Here is a 20,360-nt window from a genome sequence, read left to right as displayed (position 1 = left end):
CGAGCGCCGTGGGAATCGCGACGAGAGGCGTCGGAGCCCTGTGCCCCACCGGGACGGTGATCGCGATCGCCCTTCCGTGCGCGCGCTGCGTCGTCGCGGGCCTTCGAATCGTCCGAGGTCGGATCGTCCACGGGTGCTCTCCCTCGTGTTGGTGGCGCTGTGTTGTTGTGAAGTGCTTAACGTGCAATGGCCACCCTTCCGGGTGGCCATTCACGTAAATTAAGTCCGGCGGTGTCCTACTCTCCCACAAGGTCGCCCTTGCAGTACCATCGGCGCTGGGAGTCTTAGCTTCCGGGTTCGGAATGGGTCCGGGCGTTTCCCTCTCGCTATGGCCGCCGTAACAGGTATCAATCTGTGTACGGTTCTTTTGTTTCAACCATGGTGTTGGTTGTGTTTGGTTTCCCGTCCGTAGATCGGGAACCACATAGTGGACGCGTGTCATCTCACGGTGTTACACCGTGTCCCCTGTTACCAGCCTTACAACATGTATCAGGGTAGTGATTGTCAAGTCATCGGCTTATTAGTACCGGTCAGCTGCGGCAGTCTTTCGTCCTGCCTTCCACATCCGGCCTATCAACCCAGTCGTCTGGCTGGGAGCCTCTCCCCCCGTGGGGGTTGGAAATCTCATCTTAAGGCCGGCTTCCCGCTTAGATGCTTTCAGCGGTTATCCATCCCGAACGTAGCTAATCAGCGGTGCTCCTGGCGGAACAACTGACACACCAGAGGTTCGTCCAACCCGGTCCTCTCGTACTAGGGTCAGATCCCTTCAAATTTCCTGCGCGCGCAGAGGATAGGGACCGAACTGTCTCACGACGTTCTAAACCCAGCTCGCGTACCGCTTTAATGGGCGAACAGCCCAACCCTTGGGACCTACTCCAGCCCCAGGATGCGACGAGCCGACATCGAGGTGCCAAACCATGCCGTCGATATGGACTCTTGGGCAAGATCAGCCTGTTATCCCCGAGGTACCTTTTATCCGTTGAGCGACAGCGCTTCCACAAGCCACTGCCGGATCACTAGTCCCGACTTTCGTCCCTGCTCGACGTGTCTGTCTCACAGTCAAGCTCCCTTGTGCACTTACACTCGCCACCTGATTGCCAACCAGGTTGAGGGAACCTTTGGGCGCCTCCGTTACTCTTTAGGAGGCAACCGCCCCAGTTAAACTACCCACCAGGCACTGTCCCAGAACCCGATCAGGGTTCGTAGTTAGATATCCAGTATGACCAGAGTGGTATTTCAACAATGACTCCACCCGAACTAGCGTCCAAGCTTCACCGTCTCCCACCTATCCTACACAAGCCACACCGAACACCAATACCAAGCTGTAGTAAAGGTCACGGGGTCTTTCCGTCCTTCTGCGCGTAACGAGCATCTTTACTCGTAATGCAATTTCGCCGAGTTCGCGGTTGAGACAGCTGGGAAGTCGTTACGCCATTCGTGCAGGTCGGAACTTACCCGACAAGGAATTTCGCTACCTTAGGATGGTTATAGTTACCACCGCCGTTTACTGGGGCTTAAATTCTCAGCTTCACCCGCAAGGGTTAACCGTTCCTCTTAACCTTCCAGCACCGGGCAGGCGTCAGTCCGTATACATCGTCTTGCGACTTGGCACGGACCTGTGTTTTTAGTAAACAGTCGCTTCCCACTGGTCTCTGCGGCCATCCACGCATCCCCCAGCTAGTGGGTTCACGCTTCAGGCCCCCCTTCTCCCGAAGTTACGGGGGCATTTTGCCGAGTTCCTTAACCACGATTCTCTCGATCTCCTTAGTATTCTCTACCTGACCACCTGAGTCGGTTTGGGGTACGGGCAGCTAGAACCTCGCGTCGATGCTTTTCTTGGCAGCAGAGGATCACCGAATTCGCCTAACGGCTATGCATCAGATCTCAGGCATCATGAACAACGGATTTACCTATCGTTCGCCCTACATCCTTACCCCGGGACAACCATCGCCCGGTACGGCTACCTTCCTGCGTCACACCTGTTATCACGCTAACCGCACCAGCATAGGGTCGCACGCTAGGCCCCACCCCCCAACCCGAAGGTCAAGGTAATAGGGATTCAGATGCTTAGCATTACTGGATTAGCTTGGGCGGTTCTTCGCCGGTACGGGAATATCAACCCGTTGTCCATCGACTACGCCTGTCGGCCTCGCCTTAGGTCCCGACTTACCCAGGGCGGATTAGCCTGGCCCTGGAACCCTTGGTCTTCCGGAGGACGGGTTTCTCACCCGTCTTTCGCTACTCATGCCTGCATTCTCACTCGTGTAGCCTCCACGGCTGGGTCACCCCGCCGCTTCACCGGCCACACGACGCTCTCCTACCCATCAACACGGCTGAACCAACACACAAAATGTGCGGCTTACCACTAATGTCAATGCCACAACTTCGGTGGCGTGCTTGAGCCCCGTTACATTGTCGGCGCGGAATCACTTGACCAGTGAGCTATTACGCACTCTTTCAAGGATGGCTGCTTCTAAGCCAACCTCCTGGTTGTCTGTGCAACTCCACATCCTTTCCCACTTAGCACGCGCTTAGGGACCTTAGTCGATGGTCTGGGTTGTTTCCCTCTCGACGATGAAGCTTATCCCCCACCGTCTCACTGCTGCGCTTACACTTACCGGCATTCGGAGTTTGGCTGACGTCAGTAACCTTTTAGGGCCCATTAGCCATCCAGTAGCTCTACCTCCAGCAAGCAACACGCAACGCTGCACCTAAATGCATTTCGGAGAGAACCAGCTATCACGAAGTTTGATTGGCCTTTCACCCCTATCCACAGCTCATCCCCTCCATTTTCAACTGAAGTGGGTTCGGTCCTCCACGTGCTCTTACACACGCTTCAACCTGGCCATGGATAGATCACTTCGCTTCGGGTCTAGGACCTGCGACTGAAAACGCCCTATTCAGACTCGCTTTCGCTACGGATACCCCACACGGGTTAACCTCGCCACAAATCACTAACTCGCAGGCTCATTCTTCAAAAGGCACGCCGTCACACCAACAAAGGGCGCTCCGACGGTTTGTAAGCAAACGGTTTCAGGTACTATTTCACTCCCCTCCCGGGGTACTTTTCACCTTTCCCTCACGGTACTTGTCCGCTATCGGTCATCTGGGAGTATTTAGGCTTATCAGGTGGTCCTGACAGATTCACACGGGATTTCTCGGGCCCCGTGCTACTTGGGATCCTCTCCACGCCAACAACAACATTTCAACTACCGGGCTGGCACCGTCTACGGCTGGCCTTTCAAGACCATTCATCTATGCTGCGCTGAAACGATCGGCGGACGGCAGCCCACCACGGAAAGTCCCACAACCCCGACCATGCAACACCTGCCGGCTATCACACATGGACGGTTTAGCCTGATCCGGTTTCGCTCGCCACTACTCACGGAATCACTATTGTTTTCTCTTCCTGTGGGTACTGAGATGTTTCACTTCCCCACGTTCCCTCTACCCGCCCTATACATTCAGACGGGAGTCACCAGGCCACCTCACGGCACCCAGCGGGGTTCCCCCATTCGGACACCCTCGGATCACAGTTCGTTTATCAACTCCCCGAGGCTTATCGCAGATTACTACGTCCTTCTTCGGCTCCAGATGCCAAGGCATCCACCGTTTGCTCTTAGAAACTTGAAATCACATGAATATCGAATCGATCGCACAACACCCCAAAAAAGGATGCTGCAAAATTGACCAATGATTAGTCAGAACATCCCCGAAGGAATGCCCTAAAAATCTTTTGTGATCCAGAACTCACGTCCTGAATCTAAGATGCTCGCGTCCACTGTGTAGTTCTCAAAATACGGGCGGCACCCCCACCATCGGCCAGTAATGCCGACAAGCAGAAGCCCAGAAGGTCCAGTTCCCACCCCCCACCCAAACAGCGGGCCGGTAAGGCCGGGTCCCTCAGGACCCAACAGCGTGCACGAACCAGTTCAACCGACCAGTGTCCGTTCCCATCAACCAAAAGTCGACGTACTAAAACACAGGCCTCCAACCTGATCCCAATGTCAATGTTCCACCCATGAGCTACCAGCCGAACCAGGCTCCACCACGAAATGCGGCGGACTGTTCGAATCTGGCGCCTGGAAGACCGAAGCCTCCAGTTGCTCCTTAGAAAGGAGGTGATCCAGCCGCACCTTCCGGTACGGCTACCTTGTTACGACTTAGTCCTAATCACCGATCCCACCTTAGACGGCTCCCCCCCCTTGACGGGTTAGGCCACCGGCGTTGGGTGTTACCGACTTTCATGACTTGACGGGCGGTGTGTACAAGGCCCGGGAACGTATTCACCGCAGCGTTGCTGATCTGCGATTACTAGCGACTCCGACTTCATGAGGTCGAGTTGCAGACCTCAATCCGAACTGAGACCGGCTTTTTGGGATTCGCTCCACCTTACGGTATCGCAGCCCTTTGTACCGGCCATTGTAGCATGCGTGAAGCCCAAGACATAAGGGGCATGATGATTTGACGTCATCCCCACCTTCCTCCGAGTTGACCCCGGCAGTCTCCTATGAGTTCCCACCATCACGTGCTGGCAACATAGAACGAGGGTTGCGCTCGTTGCGGGACTTAACCCAACATCTCACGACACGAGCTGACGACAACCATGCACCACCTGTACACCGACCTTACGGGGAGACTGTTTCCAGCCTTTACCGGTATATGTCAAGCCTTGGTAAGGTTCTTCGCGTTGCATCGAATTAATCCGCATGCTCCGCCGCTTGTGCGGGCCCCCGTCAATTCCTTTGAGTTTTAGCCTTGCGGCCGTACTCCCCAGGCGGGGAACTTAATGCGTTAGCTGCGACACGGAGACCGTGGAATGGCCCCCACATCTAGTTCCCAACGTTTACGGCATGGACTACCAGGGTATCTAATCCTGTTCGCTCCCCATGCTTTCGCTCCTCAGCGTCAGTTACGGCCCAGAGAACTGCCTTCGCCATCGGTGTTCCTCCTGATATCTGCGCATTCCACCGCTACACCAGGAATTCCATTCTCCCCTACCGCACTCTAGTCTGCCCGTACCCACTGCAAGCCCGAGGTTGAGCCTCGGGTTTTCACAGCAGACGCGACAAACCGCCTACGAGCTCTTTACGCCCAATAATTCCGGACAACGCTTGCACCCTACGTATTACCGCGGCTGCTGGCACGTAGTTAGCCGGTGCTTTTTCTGCAGGTACCGTCACAACCCAAAAAAGGATCACTTCTTCCCTGCCAAAAGAGGTTTACAACCCGAAGGCCGTCATCCCCCACGCGGCGTTGCTGCATCAGGCTTGCGCCCATTGTGCAATATTCCCCACTGCTGCCTCCCGTAGGAGTCTGGGCCGTGTCTCAGTCCCAGTGTGGCCGGTCACCCTCTCAGGCCGGCTACCCGTCGTCGCCTTGGTAAGCCATTACCTCACCAACAAGCTGATAGGCCGCGAGTCCATCCCCAACCAAAAAATCTTTCCACCCCCAGACCATGCGGCCAGGAGTCATATCCGGTATTAGACGTCGTTTCCAACGCTTATCCCAGAGTCAAGGGCAGGTTACTCACGTGTTACTCACCCGTTCGCCACTAATCCAGGAAGCAAGCTCCCCTTCATCGTTCGACTTGCATGTGTTAAGCACGCCGCCAGCGTTCGTCCTGAGCCAGGATCAAACTCTCCATAAATGCTCAATAGCCAACCACCGAAGCGACTGACACACATTACGCCTCAACACCACCGGAATAGGCGGACATCAAAGCAAGTTTGAAACTGACAGAACAAATCATTACTGACTTGCTTTGTTATAAATAATTTCCAAAGGAATCTCGACCCAACCAAAAAGGCCAGGCACGAGGTATTTGGCATATGACATTGTGCACGCTGTTGAGTTCTCAAAGACCAGACGCACCTTGCCTCCAGCCTTACGGCCTTCACCCAAGGGCAACTTCTGTTCACCACGACACTTCAACTCGCCGTTCCAAATCGATGCGAACCGCAACACAGTGCGGTATTTCACTCGATCCGAACCATGCGGAACCGAAAGGTCAGTGGATCTTCAATCCTAGACTTTTCAAGCGGCTCGTACAAGTCGAGCCGCGATGCAATCTGAGGATCAGTCCCCGCTTGAGGCCGGGAAGCGCTTCGGCTTACCCGCACCTTTGGGGTGACAAGTAAGTACTTTACGCAAGGCCCGACCGTGCGCGCAAATCCAACATCGCACCCGGGCGTGTCGTGCGCGCGAACGCCGTTCGTTACTCGATGAAAACGCCGGCGAGGGTCTTCTTACCCCGCCGGAGCACAGCCAATCCGCCCGCCAGCCCGCCGGTCGCGACGCGGTCGGCAATGGTCGCTGCCTGGTCGTCGATCGTCACGTTATTGAGGTAAACGCCACCCTGGGCAATCGCTCGTCGCGCATCACTCAGGCTCGATGAGAGCCCGGTGTCCACGAGTAGCTGTGCGATCGGGGCAGCGGGCGCCGTGGTCGTGTTCGGCAACTCACGCAGAGCGGCCTCGAGCGTCGACGAATCGAGCGCTGTGAGGTCGCCGTTTCCGAACAGCGCCTCTGCGGCCGCGATCGCGGCATCCGTCGCCTGGGTCCCGTGCACCAGGCTGGTTACCTCGTATGCGAGCCGACGCTGGGCGGCACGTTTGTACGGTTCCGTCGCGACGAGTTCGGCGAGTTCATCGAGCTCGCTCCTGGTCAGGAAGGTGAAGACCTTGAGCCGTTCGATGACGTCGGCGTCCAGCGTGTTCACCCAGAACTGGTAAAACGCGTACGGACTCGTCAGCTCAGGGTCCAGCCAGATCGCGTTGCCCTCGCTCTTGCCGAACTTGGTACCGTCACTGTTGGTGATCAGAGGCGTGCCGATGGCGTGCGCAGTGACGCGCTCGACCCGATGAATCAGATCCGTTCCGCTCGTGAGGTTGCCCCACTGGTCCGATCCGCCGGTCTGCAGCAGGCAGCCGTAGCTGCGGTAGAGCTCGAGAAAATCCATGCCCTGCAGCAGTTGGTAGCTGAACTCGGTGTAGCTGATCCCTGCTTCCGAATTGAGCCGCGCGCTGACGGCATCCTTCTTCAACATGGTGCCGACCCGATAGTGCTTGCCGATGTCGCGGAGGAAGTCAATGGCGGACAGAGGCGCGGTCCAGTCGAGGTTGTTCACCAGTCGGGCCGGATTGTCACCTTCGAAACTGAGGTATTTCGCAACCTGCGCCTGCAGGTCGGCGACCCATTGTGCGACGACCTCTTTGGTGTTGAGCGTGCGTTCTGCACTGGGTCGTGGGTCGCCGATCAGCCCGGTCGAACCACCGACCAGTCCGAGCGGACGATGGCCGGCCAGTTGAAGGCGGCGCATCAGCAGCAGCTGCACCAAGTGCCCCAGGTGCAGGCTGGGCGCTGTTGGGTCGAACCCGCAGTAGTACGTGACCGGTTCCCCGGTCAAGAGTTCTCTGAGTGCGCCAGTGTCCGTGGACACGTGCACGAGGCCACGCCAGTTGATCTCCTCCCAGATATCGCTGAAGGTCGGATCGTTTGATTGCTGCGCGAGGATGGCCGGGTCTGACACGGGTCAAGAGTATCAGCGGGCTGATCCTTCCTTGCATCGATAGGTTAATGATCTGTCTCTAACTTGCACCCGATTAAGTCTACGTATCTAATATGATCAATGTTAGAGTTGGTTGCTTATCATTTGAAGGGCGGCCCCATGTTCGTCATCACCGCAGATCAGGTAGACAGTCGCACCCATGAGGATTTGGCCGGCGCAGCCCGCGCGCGAATCAACCGGGACCACGGCTCGTCGTTGCTGTTGCCAGCCGACCGCAACGCCGGCGACGAGATCCAGATGTTGACCGATGACGCGGCGACCGCACTGCAACTCGCCCTCGAACTCACCCGCGACGGCGACTGGAGCGTCGGACTCGGGCTCGGCGATGTGCGACGCCCGCTGCCGGCCGCGACACGTGAGGCCAGCGGGGGTGCTTTCTTCGCTGCCCGCAATGCCGTAGACAACGCGAAGAAGGCACGCACTCGGTTCGCACTGCGCGCCGAAGGAGTTGCCGACTGCGTTGTGAATGCGAGCGACGTCGAAGCACTCATCGACCTCGTGATGATTCTCCGCGCCCGGCGCACGCCGGCCGGATGGGAACTCTACGACTTGCTGCGAACCGGGATCACCCAGCAGGATGCCGCGACGCAGCTCTCCATTTCCGCCCCGGCCGCGAGCGCGCGCGCTCAAGCAGCGCAGCTCAAGGCGGAGAACGCGTCCATTCCCGCGCTCACTAAGCTATTGCACGATCTTCATCGTTCACTCATGCCGCCTGGCAGTGAATCCGACATCGAAACGGACGCATCCGCATGAACAACCCCCTCGAACTCGTGGATGCCATCGGTCCGCTTTCCTATTGGACGGCCATGCTTCTCGCGATCTTGGCCAGTCTCTGCCTGTCGGTGCTCGCTACTCGGATTCAGCGGCGCGGCTACGTCATGGCGGCCGCTGCGACCCTCGCTGCAGCCGTTTTCCTGTCGTGCTTTCCGCACTCGCATTCGTTCTGGCTGTTGCCCGCACTCATTGGCATCGCCGCGCTGGGGGTCTCCGTGGTCGGAGGCGGGCAGGCAGTGCTGTTCGTACTCGCCATGGCTTCCCGCGGCAGCGTGCCGGACGGCGCCCACGGCGGCATCCTGGTCCCTGCTGCCGAAGCGTCGAGCGGTGCCGCACCGCACGAGGTGTTGCGCGGCGGAACCACGATCGGACTCTTCGAGCGTTTCGCGACGACCGCGGCCATCATGGCCGGATTTCCTGAAGCGTTGGCTGTGATCGTCGCTGTCAAGGGGGTTGGGCGATTCACGGAACTCGACGCTGCGGAAGCGCGCGAGCGGTTCATCATCGGCACGCTCGTCAGTCTTGTCTGGGCGTGTGCGTGCGGGGCGCTGTTCCGCTTCGTGGTCGGGTAGTCGACCCGCTGCTCGCGGGTGCCGACACCGCGCGCTACTCGCTCGCCCGCGGGCTCCGTTTGTACGGCGAAACGAACGGGTCTCCCGTGATCCAGAACCGCCACGGATAGGCACTCCCCCCACCGGGGCCGCCCACCCCCGTGCGCGGGCCCGTGCTGATCGAGACCGGAGCCGGCGGCATCCGCAGTTGGAACGGCGGCGTCAGAAGATCGACGCCGTTGTCCGTCAAGGCGATCCCGGTCGACACGACGAGTCGTGCCGGGCCGCGGGCCAGATCACGGTCGCGCACCTTTGGGCCACGCCGTGCACGGGCGAGTTCAATGCCATCGACCACCTCTGCACCGCGCAACAGAACTCCGGATGCGTGCCCGTTCGGCGAGCACACGACGTTGCCGCACACGTGCATGCCATAGCTGAAATACGCGTAGAAGTGGCCGGGCTCGCCGAACATCACGGCATTGCGTGCCGTCTTGCCGCGGAAGGCGTGCGAACCGGGATCTGTGCCGTCACCGAGGTAGGCCTCGACCTCGGTGATCCGCACCGTCACGACGCCGTCTTCGCTCTCGTGACTCAACAATGCGCCCAGCAGCTGGGGGGCAACCGTGACGGCGTCATTCTGGAAGAAGTCGCGATCGAAGACCCCTGCGCGCGTCGGAGCCGTCGTCATCGGCTGCGAGCCACGCGCGCGGCCTCGAACCCGGCGGCCAGCACACGCAGCTGCTCGATCAGCTCGGCTCGCTGTTCTGCGACGCGTACGGGAGCAGTTCCTCCGATTCCGTCGCGACTGGCCACGGAGCCTTCCACGGTGAGGATGCCGCGCACCTCAGGCGTCAACAGCGGCGAGATGCGTGCGAGCGCGGAATCTTCGACGTCACTCAACTCGAGCCCGTTCTCCTCGGCGAACTTCACCAGCCTTCCGGTGATCTCGTGCGCATCACGGAACGGCACGCGCTGCTTGACCAGCCACTCTGCAACATCCGTAGCGAGCGAGAAGCCGGTCGGCGCAAGCTGTGCCATCCGCTCGGTGTGAAACTGCATGGTCGCAACCATGCCGGTGAACGCCGGAAGCAGCACCTCGAGTGTCGTCACCGAGTCGAAGACCGGCTCTTTGTCCTCCTGCAAATCGCGGTTGTACGCCAGCGGCAACCCCTTCAAGGTGGCTAAGAGCCCGGTCAGGTTGCCGATCAGCCGGCCGGATTTGCCGCGAGCCAATTCGGCGATGTCGGGGTTCTTCTTCTGCGGCATGATCGAAGAGCCTGTGGAGTAGCCGTCGTCGAGCGTCACGAAACCGAACTCGCGGGTATTCCAGAGGATGATCTCCTCTGCGAACCGCGACAGGTCGATGCCGATCTGCGCGGTGATGAAGGCGAACTCTGCGACGATGTCACGCGAGGCAGTTCCGTCAATGGAATTCTGCACGCTGCGGGTGAAACCGAGATCGTGCGCGACGGCGGCGGCATCCAGCCCGAGTGTGCTGCCGGCCAGAGCGCCGGAGCCATACGGTGAAACGTTTGCGCGCCCATCCCAATCGCTGATGCGCTCCAGATCACGCATCAGCGGCCAGCAGTGCGCGAGCAGGTGATGGGACAGCAGCACCGGCTGCGCGTGCTGCAGGTGCGTGCGCCCCGGCATCACGGCGCCGTGGTGCGCTTCGGCCTGCGCCGAAAGAGCGTCGATCAGCCTGATCACCTGGTCGGCGATCACGCCGGCATGATCACGCAGGTACAGCCGGATCAAGGTGGCGATCTGATCGTTTCTGCTTCGTCCTGCGCGCAGCTTGCCGCCGAGCTGGGCACCAGCGCGTTCGATCAAACCGCGTTCGAGGGCGCCGTGCACGTCCTCGTCGGAGGCGAGCGCGACGAACGCGCCGGTCTCGACATCCGCCCGCAGTTGCTCCAAGGCATCGTGCATGGCGGACAGTTCCGCCGCAGTCAGATAGCCCGCGGCGGCCAACGCGCGGGCGTGTGCCTGGGAACCAGCGATGTCGTACTTCGCCAGTTGCCAGTCGAACTGCGTCGACTTGCTCAGCGCGGCCAATTCGGGCGAGGGTCCGCCGGCGAACCGGGCTCCCCAGAGTGCTCCTGCCTGTCCGGCGCGATTCGGCGATGGCAATTCGGTCATTCCGCAGCCTCCCCGGTCTGTGCATTCCGTGCGTTCTGCGCCAGCAGCCACACAAGCAGCGCCTTCTGAGCATGCAGGCGATTCTCCGCCTCGTCCCAGACGACGCTCTGCGGGCCGTCGATCACGTCGGCGTCGACCTCATAGCCGCGATCGGCCGGCAGACAGTGCATGAACAGCGCATCTGGCTTCGCCAACGCCATCAGCTCGTTCGTCACCTTGTACGCGCCGAACGCGGTGAGTCGATGCGCCTTCTCCTCTTCGCGCCCCATCGAGACCCACGTGTCGGTCACCACGACGTCGGAGCCGGCAACAGCCTCGAGCGGATCGGTGTAGAGGGCAACGGATCCGCCTGTTCGCGGGGCGATCGCGTCCGCGTCGGCGACCACGCTTGCGCTCGGCGCATATTCGATCGGAGATGCGATGCGAACGTGCATGCCGGCCGTCACGCCCGCCAGCGCGTACGACTGGCCCATGTTGGACGCACCGTCGCCGAGGAAGGTGATCGTCGTACCGGCAAGCGCGCCGCGCTTCTGGGTGATCGTCAAAAGGTCAGCCAGCAGCTGACAGGGGTGGAAATCATCCGAGAGCGCGTTGACGACCGGCACGGTCGTGCCGCGCGCCATCTCCTCGAGCCCGGCCTGACCATACGTGCGCCAGACGATCGCCGCGACCATCCGCTCCAGCACCCTGGCCGTGTCCGATGGAGTCTCTTTGCCGCCGAGCTGGCTGTTCGCGGTGCTAATGATCAGCGGGCTACCGCCCAGATCGGCGATCCCCACCGCGAATGACACCCGGGTGCGTGTCGATGACTTGTCGAAGATCACAGCGACGGTCTGCGGGCCTGCCAAGGGAGCGACCGCGTAGCGATCGCGTTTGAGCTCAGCGGCCAGTGCCAGGATCTCCGCCTGTTCTGCCGGGGTGATGTCGTCGTCGCGCAGGAAGTGTCGTGTCATCGGGGTGCTTTCTGGAGTGAGTTGTCGTGAGCTGAGGGTGCGAGCGTTGCAAGCGCGGCGGCGAATCGTCGGCCGAACTCCGCAAGCTCGGCGTCGCCGATGATCAGCGGCGGTGCCAGCCGGATGGTGGACGCGTTCGGCGCGTTCACAATGAGTCCGTGTTCGAGGGCAGCAGCCACAAGAGCGCCGGCGACCGGCTGCGTGAGACCGATGCCGACCAGCAGACCCGCACCGCGCAACTCACCGACCAGCGGTGAGTGCAGGCCGCGGATGAGTGCGCGCAACTCTGCGCCGCGCACGGCGGCATTCTGGACGAGCTCGGCATTTTCGATCTCACCGAGCACAGCGTTACCGGCCGCCGTGGCCAGCGGATTGCCGCCGAACGTCGAACCGTGCTGACCCGCGCTGAACAACTCTGACGCACGGCCGAACGTCACAAGCGCTCCGATCGGAACACCCCCGGCGAGGCCTTTTGCGAGCGTGATCGCGTCCGGCACGATCTCGGCATGCTGAAAACCGAACCACCGTCCGGTTCGGCCGATACCGGTCTGGATCTCGTCCACGATCAACAGGGCGCCGTATTGCTTGCTCAGAACGCGCGCTCGTTTCAAGAAGCCGTCCGGGAGGTCGAGCACACCTGCCTCACCCTTGATCGGTTCGACGAACAGCGCCGCGACATGCTCATCGAATGCCGCCTCCAATGCGTCGAGGGTCGTGTCGATGTGCTCGACGCCGGCTGGCATCGGTTCGAACGGTTCGCGCATGTGCGGTTTGCCGGTCAACGCCATCGAGCCCATGGTGCGGCCATGGAACGAATTGTTCAGCGCCAGGATGCGTCGTTTCGTGCCGCCCGCATTGTTCAGCCGGGCGAGCTTGAAGGCGGCCTCGTTAGCCTCGGCGCCGGAGTTGCCGAAGAACACGCGGCCGTCAACGGCACCGGTCAACCGGACCAGCCTTTCCGCCAGCTCCAATTCCGGCGGAGTGGCGAAGTAGTTGGAGACGTGCGCGAGAGTGGCTATTTGGCGTGACACGGCATCCACCAGAACCGGATGCGCGTGGCCGAGCGCGTTGACGGCGATCCCGGCAAGGAAGTCGAGATATTCTTTGCCGTCGCCGTCCCAGACGTAGCAGCCTTCACCGCGCGTCAGCAGCAACTGCGGCATGGCGAGTGAGCGCATGATCGAGGCGTCGAAGCGCTCCTGCCACCGCGGCGCGGCGTCGGCCGTCGGCGGTGCTGTCACCCGATTTTTCGTTATGTCGTTCGCCGGATCTTTCGTTGGATCTGTCAGCTGCTGTGCACTCACGCTGGAACTACCTCCGTACCGATGCCGCTTTGGGTGAAGATCTCGAGAAGGATCGAGTGCGGCACCCGTCCGTCGATAATGGCTGCCTTGGCCACTCCCCCGTCAACGGCGTCCACACAGGCCGTCATTTTCGGAATCATGCCCGATTCCAGGGTGGGCAGGAGCCCGCGAAGGTCATCGAGATCGATCTTAGACACGAGCGAATCCCGGTCCGGCCAATTCCGGTAGAGCCCGGCGACGTCGGTGAGAATGACAAGCTTTGCGGCGCCGAGCGCGATCGCGAGTGCCGCGGCCGCCGCATCCGCGTTCACGTTCAGTGAGTCGCCTGGATGGTCGATGTCTGGGGCGATGGATGAGACCACCGGGATGCGGCCGGCGCGCAACTGGGCGTGCACTGCCTCGGGGTCCACCCCGACGATGTCACCCACCTGGCCGAGGTCGACGCTCTCGCCGTCGATCACCACCGAACGTTTTCGTGCCAGAAGCAAGCCGGCGTCCTCACCCGAAATCCCGGCCGCGAGCGGGCCGTGCTCGTTGATGTGCCCCACCAGGTCACGACTGATCTGGCCGGTCAGCACCATGCGCACGACCTCCATCGCCTCAGGCGTCGTGACACGATAGCCGCCACGGAATTCGCTTTCGATACCGAGCCGCTGCAGCATGGCCGAAATCTGCGGCCCGCCCCCGTGCACGACGACGGGTTTGATCCCGGCATAGCGCAGGTAGACCATGTCCTCCGCGAACGCCTTCTGCAACTCCGGGCTGACCATGGCGTTTCCACCGAACTTCACGACGATGATCTGGTGGTGGAAGCGCTTCAGCCACGGCAGCGATTCGATCAGCGTTGCGGCCTTGTCGGCTGGGTGCAGCTGTGAGCGGTCGAACGCGGCGGCTGGTTCCTGCGGCACGTTGTGCGTGTTCTGGTGCGCGTTCTCGTGCGCGCTGTGGGCGTTCTGAGCGTCCTCCACGTTCGCCTCGTTCAACTTGCGTACGCGCTGTTCTCATGCACATAGTCGTGCGTGAGGTCGTTGGTCAGAATTGTCGCCTGTGCGGCCCCGACCTGTAGGTCGATCAGCACGGTGACCGCGCGGGGCTTCAAGTCGACCTGATCGCGTGGTTCATCCGGGGCACCGTCGTGACAGACCCGCACGCCGTTCATCGAGACATCCACGCGATACGGATCGAACTCGGCAGCAGTCGTGCCGATTGCCGCAAGCACGCGTCCCCAGTTCGGGTCATTGCCGAAGATCGCCGTTTTGAACAGGTTGTTGCGGGCGACTGAGCGCCCGACCTCGACGGCCTCGGCCTCGCTGACCGCGCCGACAACTTCGATCCGGATGTCGTGACTCGCGCCCTCCGCGTCGGCCTGCAACTGCTCGGCGAGAGAACCGCACACCGCGGTGAGCGCGCTCGTGAATTCGGCGAGCTCCGGTTGAACAGCTGAAGCTCCTGAGGCCAGCAGCGTGACCTGGTCGTTCGTGGACATGCAGCCGTCGCTGTCCAGTCGATCGAAGGTGACCCGGGTTGCCCCGCGCAGGGCAGTGTCGAGTTGCTGGGCGTTCAGCACGGCGTCCGTTGTGATCACGACCAGCATCGTTGCGAGCCCCGGCGCCAGCATGCCGGCGCCCTTCGCGATAGCGCCGATGCTCCACCCGGCCCCCGCATGGGTCGCCGTCTTCGGGACGGTATCGGTCGTCATGATTGCTGCAGCTGCATCCGCACCGCCGTCGGGGCGCAGCGCCGCGATCGCCGCTGCGACGCCGTCGAGAAGTTTTCCGCGATCGAGTTGCTCGCCGATCAACCCTGTCGAGCAGACCAGCACGTCGCCCGCGGAGGTGCCCAGCCCCGCCGCGACGGCCTCTGCCGTGGCGTGCGTCGTCTGGAAGCCCTCTGCGCCGGTGAAGCAATTCGCTCCGCCGGAGTTGAGCACGATGGCCGATACGACGCCGTCGGAGGCGACCTGCTGAGACCACAGAATGGGATTCGCCTTAGCCCGGTTGCCGGTGAAGACGATGGCGGCGGACTGCAGCGGGCCGCGGTTCACCACCAGGGCAAGGTCCGGCTTCCCGCTGGTCTTCAGACCGGCAGAAACACCACTCGCCTCGAATCCTGCTGGCGTGGTCACACTCATGGCGCTACTCCATCCACACTGAGGCCGGATTGTTCCGGCAGGCCGAGCGCGATGTTCGCCGATTGGATTGCGGCCCCAGCGGTGCCTTTGGCCAGATTGTCCAATGCCAGAACGGCAATGACCCGGCCGACCGCCTCGTCGACGGCGATGCCGATCAGCGCGGTGTTCGCGCCGACGGTGTCGGCGGTGCGCGGCATCCGCCCCTCTTCGAGAACGTGTACGAATCTCTCGCCCCGATAGGTGTCTTCCCATGCTGCGCGCAGTTGTTCCGGTGTGGTCCCCGGCACAATGCGCGCGCTGACGGTGGCGAGGATGCCGCGTGCCATCGGCACCAGCACCGGGGTGAACGATACGGTCGGCGCGGTCGCGCCCGCCAGCCGCAGGTTCTGCAGGATCTCCGGGATGTGCCGATGCGTTCCGCCGACCGCGTACGGTGATGCGGACCCCATGATCTCACTGGCCAGATACATCGGCGCCAGCTTCTTGCCCGCACCGGACGGGCCGACGGCGAGCATGGCGACGATGTCCGTCTCCTCGACCAGCCCCGCTTTGATGCCGGGAGCGATCGCGAGCGAGACCGCGCTGGCGTTGCATCCGGGTGCCGCGATGCGCGTGGCGCCGGCGAGCCCGTCACGTAGCTTGCCTGTGACGGTCGGCAGCTCGGGCACGCCGTAGGCCCACGCCGCGTGATAGTCGCCGCCGTAATAGGTCGCCCAGTCGGATGGGTCGGTGAGGCGATGATCGGCCCCGCAGTCGACGATCAGGGTGTGAGCGTTGGCCGGATCTGCATCGAGGGCGGCCGTGATGGCGCCGGACGCCCCGTGCGGGAGGGCGAGGAAGACCACGTCGTGGCCGGAAAGGTTCTCAGCCGAGGTCTCGACGAGGGTGAGGTCTGCCAATGACCGTAGCTGGGGTTGGTGAACGGCCAGCGATTGCCCGGCGTTCGAGTGCGCGGTGACGGTGCGCACGTGGAAGTCGGGATGCTGCGCCAGGATGCGGAGGAGTTCTCCCCCGGCGTACCCCGAAGCGCCGGCAACGGCGACAGAGAGAGTCATGGTTCTACCTTATTGAGTGCACGGAAGCGGTGAGGAACGGCGGCGCCCACGCGACCCCTGTGAGACCGGATATCGGCGGGGTCGTACGAATGCGTCGCCTAGCTTCGGCGCTCGCCGCGGCGTCGGCGCAGGGCACGGGTCGACGAGACCTGTGTCACAGCGGTGCGCCGAATCGGTAGCATGCCGCGAGCATAGCGCGCGGAGGTTCTGCTGCGCGAATCGAGCCGCACTATTCCCGGATGCTCGCTCCGAACAACTCGCCGGCGCGCGCGGCACCGGCGAACTTGGCCTCGCTCGCCTCAGCAGCCGTGAGCGTGCGATCAGCGGCCCTGAACCGCAGCGCGAACGTCAGGCTCTTGGCTCCGTCTGAGACACCGGAACCGCGATAGTCGTCGATCAGCCGGATATCTTCCAGCAGTGCACCGGCGCCGTCTCTCACAGCGGCCAACACGTCGCCTGCCGGCGTTGCGTCGGCGACGACGAGGGAAAGATCCTGCGTTGCGGCGGGGAACGTCGAGATCGGATGCGCGTCGACGACATCCGGAGCGGCCGCGATCAGCGCGTCCACGTTCAGTTCGAGCACGGCGACCACGCGCGGAAGATCCGCTTCGACGGCGAGCGCCGGCAGCAGTTCTCCGGCGAAGCCCACCGCCCTGGCCGTACCGTCGACGGACAACAACAGTTCGGCAGTGCGCCCGGGGTGCAACGCGACGTGCGAACCCTGACGGAGGGTGAGTTCGAGCCCGAGCGCAGCGGCCACGTGGCGTGCGGCATCCAGCGCGTCCGCGAGGCCGGATGGCACAGCGGCCTGACCGGGCTGCTTGGCCAGCGCGTTGCCAAGGAACAGTGCACCCACGTGGCGTGGCTGCGGCGGAATACTCGCGTCCAACGCGGCGAGCACGTCGATTGTGGGGCGTGCCGCGCCCGGGGGCAATTGCACGCTGCCGTAAACCACGCCGGCGTCCGGTCGGAAGACGAGCCCGATTTCGAACAGGGCGAGATCGTTCAGTCCGCGGGACAGGTTGCGCCGGGCGATACCGATCAGCCCAGGCAACAGCGTCGTGCGCAGGTACGGCACGCTGGCATCCAGTGGATTCGCCAGGGTCACGGCGGTGACCGCTCCACCAGTCGGCGAACCGTAGGTTTCATTCTGCGCGGCCGTCACGAACGGGTACGCAAGCACCTCGACGAGCCCGGCCTCGGCCAGCGCGTCGGCTGCGGCTCGGCGCAGACGCTGTTCGCGAGTCAACCCGCGCCCGGGTGGCGCGACCGGCAGCACGGACGGGATGCGATCATATCCGACGATCCGCGCGACCTCCTCCGCCAGCGTTGACTTGTCGATGAGATCGGGCCGCCAACTCGGCGGCGTGACGTGCAGCCCGGCGTCCGCGCGCTCGATGTCTGCGCCGATCTCGACCAGCGACGAAGCGATCTCCTCCTCCGTGAAGTCGACTCCGATCAGGCCGGAGACATAGCCGTTCGGCAGGTCAATTGCCGGGAGAGGCGAGGTTGTGTCGTGGTGCGAGCCGAGCGCATCCGCTGTGCCGCCTGCCAGCTCCACGAGCAGCTGCACGACGCGGGCCGCGGCAGGTGCCGCGACCTCAGGGTCGACGCCGCGTTCGAAGCGACGGGATGCCTCGCTGGGCAACTTGTGACGTCGGGCGCTGCGCGCGATCGAGACCGGGTCGAAGTTTGCTGCTTCGACGAGAACATCGGTGGTCGTGGCACTCATTTCGGTGCGCGCGCCGCCCATCACTCCTGCCAGTCCGATCGGGCCGGCATCGTCTGTGATCAGCAGGTCCTGCGGGTCGAGGAGCCGAGTCTGATCGTCGAGCGTGACGATCTTCTCGCCCGGTAGCGCCCGGCGCACCGTGATGCCACCGACGAGTTTGTCGAGGTCGTAGCCGTGCAGAGGTTGGCCGGATTCGACCATGACGTAATTGGTGATGTCCACGGGCAGCGATAGTGATCGGATGCCGGCAAGCTTCAGCCGGGCGATCATCCAGGCCGGGGTCGGCCGGGTCGCGTCGATGCCGCGCACTGCCCGCGTCACGAACACCGTGGCGCCGATTCGGCCCCGGATTGGCGCGACGTCGTCGATGGCAACCGGGAAGTTCGCGGCATCCGGAGCCGGACCGGCATCGTCCTGCTTCGCAGGGTCGCGGAACGCCGAGCCGGTCGCGTGCGAGTATTCGCGGGCAATTCCACGGATCGACAGTGCGTAGCCGCGGTCGGGGGTCACGTTGACCTCGACCGCGGTGTCGTCAAGGCCGAGCAGAGCGATCGCATCCGTGCCGACCGGCGCATCGATGCCGAGTGCCGACAGACGAAGGATGCCGTCGTGGTCTTCACCGAGTGTCAACTCACGCGCCGATGCGATCATGCCATCGGAGATGTGACCGTAGGTCTTTCGGGCCGCGATCGGGAATGGCCCAGGAAGCACAGACCCCGGCAGAGTCACGACGACCTTGTCTCCGACGAAGAAGTTGCGTGCGCCGCAGACGATGCCGTGCACAGCAGGGCCGCCGTCAGCCGCGATCGCCTCACCAGGCGCGACGCGCACCTGGCACCAGCGGATGGTCTTGCCGTTGGTCTGCGGCTCCTCGACGAATTCAAGCACTTCGCCCACGACGATCGGACCGCTGAGCTCGAAGCGGTGAATGGCCTCCTCTTCCAGCCCGACCGACACGAGAGAGGCGTGCACGTCCTCCGGTGTCGTGCCGGGGGCGAGATCGACGAATTCCGCCAGCCAACTGAGGGGGACGCGCATCAGACCACCATTCCGAACTGCTTGCTGAAGCGGACATCGCCTTCGACGATGTCGCGCATGTCGTTGAGGTCCGAGCGGAATTGCAGCGTGCGCTCGATTCCCATGCCGAATGCGAAGCCGGAATATTCGTCTGGGTCGACTCCCGCCGCCCGCAGCACGTTGGGGTTCACCATGCCGCAGCCGCCCCATTCGATCCAGCGGGCGCCGCCCTTGGCGTGCGGCTGCCAGACGTCCATTTCGGCGCTCGGCTCGGTGAACGGGAAGTAGTTCGGGCGAAGGCGGATCTTCGCCTCGTCACCGAACATCTGCCGTGCGAAGTGTTCGAGCGTTCCTCGCAGGTGTGCCATGGTCAGCCCTTTGTCGACGGCGATGCCCTCAACCTGGCTGAATACCGGCGTGTGAGTGGCGTCCAGCTCGTCGGTGCGGTAGACGCGGCCCGGTGCCACCACGTACAACGGCACACCCCGCTCGAGCAGCGCCCGAATCTGCACAGGCGACGTGTGGGTGCGCAGTACGAGGTGCGATTCTGCGGGGGCGATGAAGAAGGTGTCCTGAAGTGCACGTGCCGGGTGATCCTCGTCGAAGTTGAGGGCGTCGAAATTGAACCACTCGTTTTCCAGTTCGGGCCCCTCCGCAACCTCCCAGCCCATACCGACGAAGATGTCCGCGATCTTCTCGTGCATTAAAGCGAGCGGATGCCGCGCCCCCTCCCGCCGCCGCGACGGCACCGCGGTGACATCGATGGTCTCGTCTGCCAGCCGCTGTTCGTCTTCTGCTGCCTGAATCTCGAGTTCCTTCGCGGCGAACGCCTGGTTCACCCGCCCGCGGGCCTGCCCGACGAGTTTGCCGAGGGTGGCCTTCTGCTCGGGGGCGACGCTACGCAAGGCCCCGTTGAGCTGGGCCAACGGCGAGTGCTCAGCCGTATGCGCCGCACGCACGAACTTCAGCGACTCGGAGTCTGTCGCCGCCGCGATCGCCGCGAGGGCGGCGTCGAGCGCCGCGGCCACTGCAGACTCGGAGATTTCAATTGATTCAGACACGATTCACAAGTTTAGCTAAGGCGCTGGAGCCCGAAGAATCGCTTGATGTCCAAGGTCGGCTGCGTTGCCG

General features: G+C 62.5%; 12 protein-coding genes and 3 rRNA genes. 2 read left to right on the top strand and 13 right to left on the bottom strand.

The window, feature by feature from the left end:
* Positions 1-223 precede the first annotated feature (223 nt).
* The 4 genes from rrf to tyrS form a co-directional block, all read right to left on the bottom strand.
* A 5S ribosomal RNA gene (gene rrf, locus QU604_RS08810) occupies positions 224-340 on the bottom strand.
* Positions 341-500: 160 nt separating this feature from the next.
* Positions 501-3,633: ribosomal RNA gene (locus QU604_RS08805) — 23S ribosomal RNA — on the bottom strand.
* A gap of 481 nt (positions 3,634-4,114) precedes the next feature.
* Positions 4,115-5,650: ribosomal RNA gene (locus QU604_RS08800) — 16S ribosomal RNA — on the bottom strand.
* The 16S, 23S and 5S rRNA genes sit together here, the layout of an rRNA operon.
* Before the next feature lie 567 nt (positions 5,651-6,217).
* Positions 6,218-7,531 (bottom strand): tyrosine--tRNA ligase, encoded by a 1,314-nt coding sequence (gene tyrS / locus QU604_RS08795; protein WP_308468433.1) that lies wholly within the window; start codon positions 7,529-7,531, stop codon positions 6,218-6,220.
* 138 nt (positions 7,532-7,669) lie between these two features.
* On the opposite strand from tyrS, the gene QU604_RS08790 reads away from it, so the two are divergent.
* Together QU604_RS08790 and QU604_RS08785 are read left to right on the top strand one after the other, a co-directional pair.
* Positions 7,670-8,323 (top strand): DNA-binding protein, encoded by a 654-nt coding sequence (locus QU604_RS08790; protein WP_308468432.1) that lies wholly within the window; start codon positions 7,670-7,672, stop codon positions 8,321-8,323.
* Complete coding sequence (locus QU604_RS08785) at positions 8,320-8,916, top strand: hypothetical protein (RefSeq protein ID WP_308468431.1); 597 nt, start codon at positions 8,320-8,322, stop codon at positions 8,914-8,916. Before QU604_RS08790 ends, QU604_RS08785 begins: the two co-directional genes overlap by 4 nt.
* A gap of 34 nt (positions 8,917-8,950) precedes the next feature.
* Here the strand turns inward: QU604_RS08785 and QU604_RS08780 are convergent, their stop codons facing one another.
* The 9 genes from QU604_RS08780 to pheS all read right to left on the bottom strand — a co-directional run bounded on the left by QU604_RS08780 (position 8,951) and on the right by pheS (position 20,290).
* A complete protein-coding gene (locus QU604_RS08780) occupies positions 8,951-9,583 on the bottom strand; it encodes a DNA-3-methyladenine glycosylase (RefSeq protein ID WP_308468430.1) in 633 nt (210 codons plus the stop codon).
* On the bottom strand, positions 9,580-11,037 hold the full coding sequence (gene argH, locus QU604_RS08775) for an argininosuccinate lyase (protein ID WP_308468429.1): 1,458 nt from the start codon (positions 11,035-11,037) through the stop codon (positions 9,580-9,582). The genes QU604_RS08780 and argH overlap by 4 nt, the downstream gene beginning before the upstream one ends.
* The gene (gene argF, locus QU604_RS08770) at positions 11,034-11,990 is read right to left on the bottom strand and encodes an ornithine carbamoyltransferase (RefSeq protein WP_308468428.1); all 957 of its coding nucleotides are present in this window, start codon (positions 11,988-11,990) and stop codon (positions 11,034-11,036) included. Before argF ends, argH begins: the two co-directional genes overlap by 4 nt.
* Positions 11,987-13,168, bottom strand: coding sequence for an acetylornithine transaminase (locus QU604_RS08765; protein WP_409350028.1), 1,182 nt, complete (start codon positions 13,166-13,168; stop codon positions 11,987-11,989). The genes argF and QU604_RS08765 overlap by 4 nt, the downstream gene beginning before the upstream one ends.
* 122 nt (positions 13,169-13,290) lie before the next feature.
* On the bottom strand, positions 13,291-14,202 hold the full coding sequence (gene argB / locus QU604_RS08760) for an acetylglutamate kinase (RefSeq protein ID WP_308468879.1): 912 nt from the start codon (positions 14,200-14,202) through the stop codon (positions 13,291-13,293).
* A 71-nt stretch (positions 14,203-14,273) separates the two neighbouring features.
* A complete protein-coding gene (gene argJ, locus QU604_RS08755) occupies positions 14,274-15,425 on the bottom strand; it encodes a bifunctional glutamate N-acetyltransferase/amino-acid acetyltransferase ArgJ (RefSeq protein WP_308468426.1) in 1,152 nt (383 codons plus the stop codon).
* Positions 15,422-16,480 carry an N-acetyl-gamma-glutamyl-phosphate reductase gene (gene argC, locus QU604_RS08750; protein ID WP_308468425.1) on the bottom strand — a complete coding sequence of 353 codons (1,059 nt, stop codon included), beginning with the start codon at positions 16,478-16,480 and terminating at the stop codon, positions 15,422-15,424. Before argC ends, argJ begins: the two co-directional genes overlap by 4 nt.
* A gap of 229 nt (positions 16,481-16,709) precedes the next feature.
* A complete protein-coding gene (gene pheT / locus QU604_RS08745) occupies positions 16,710-19,250 on the bottom strand; it encodes a phenylalanine--tRNA ligase subunit beta (protein ID WP_308468424.1) in 2,541 nt (846 codons plus the stop codon).
* Entirely contained in the window at positions 19,250-20,290 is a 1,041-nt protein-coding gene (pheS, locus tag QU604_RS08740) for a phenylalanine--tRNA ligase subunit alpha (protein ID WP_308468423.1), read from the bottom strand. Before pheS ends, pheT begins: the two co-directional genes overlap by 1 nt.
* Positions 20,291-20,360 lie beyond the last annotated feature (70 nt).

Origin of the sequence: Rathayibacter sp. SW19, assembly GCF_030866825.1 — a bacterium.
GTDB lineage: Bacteria > Actinomycetota > Actinomycetes > Actinomycetales > Microbacteriaceae > Rathayibacter_A > Rathayibacter_A soli.
The sequence above is the reverse complement of the archived record's forward strand: the minus strand, read 5'-3'. Positions and strand labels throughout refer to the sequence as shown.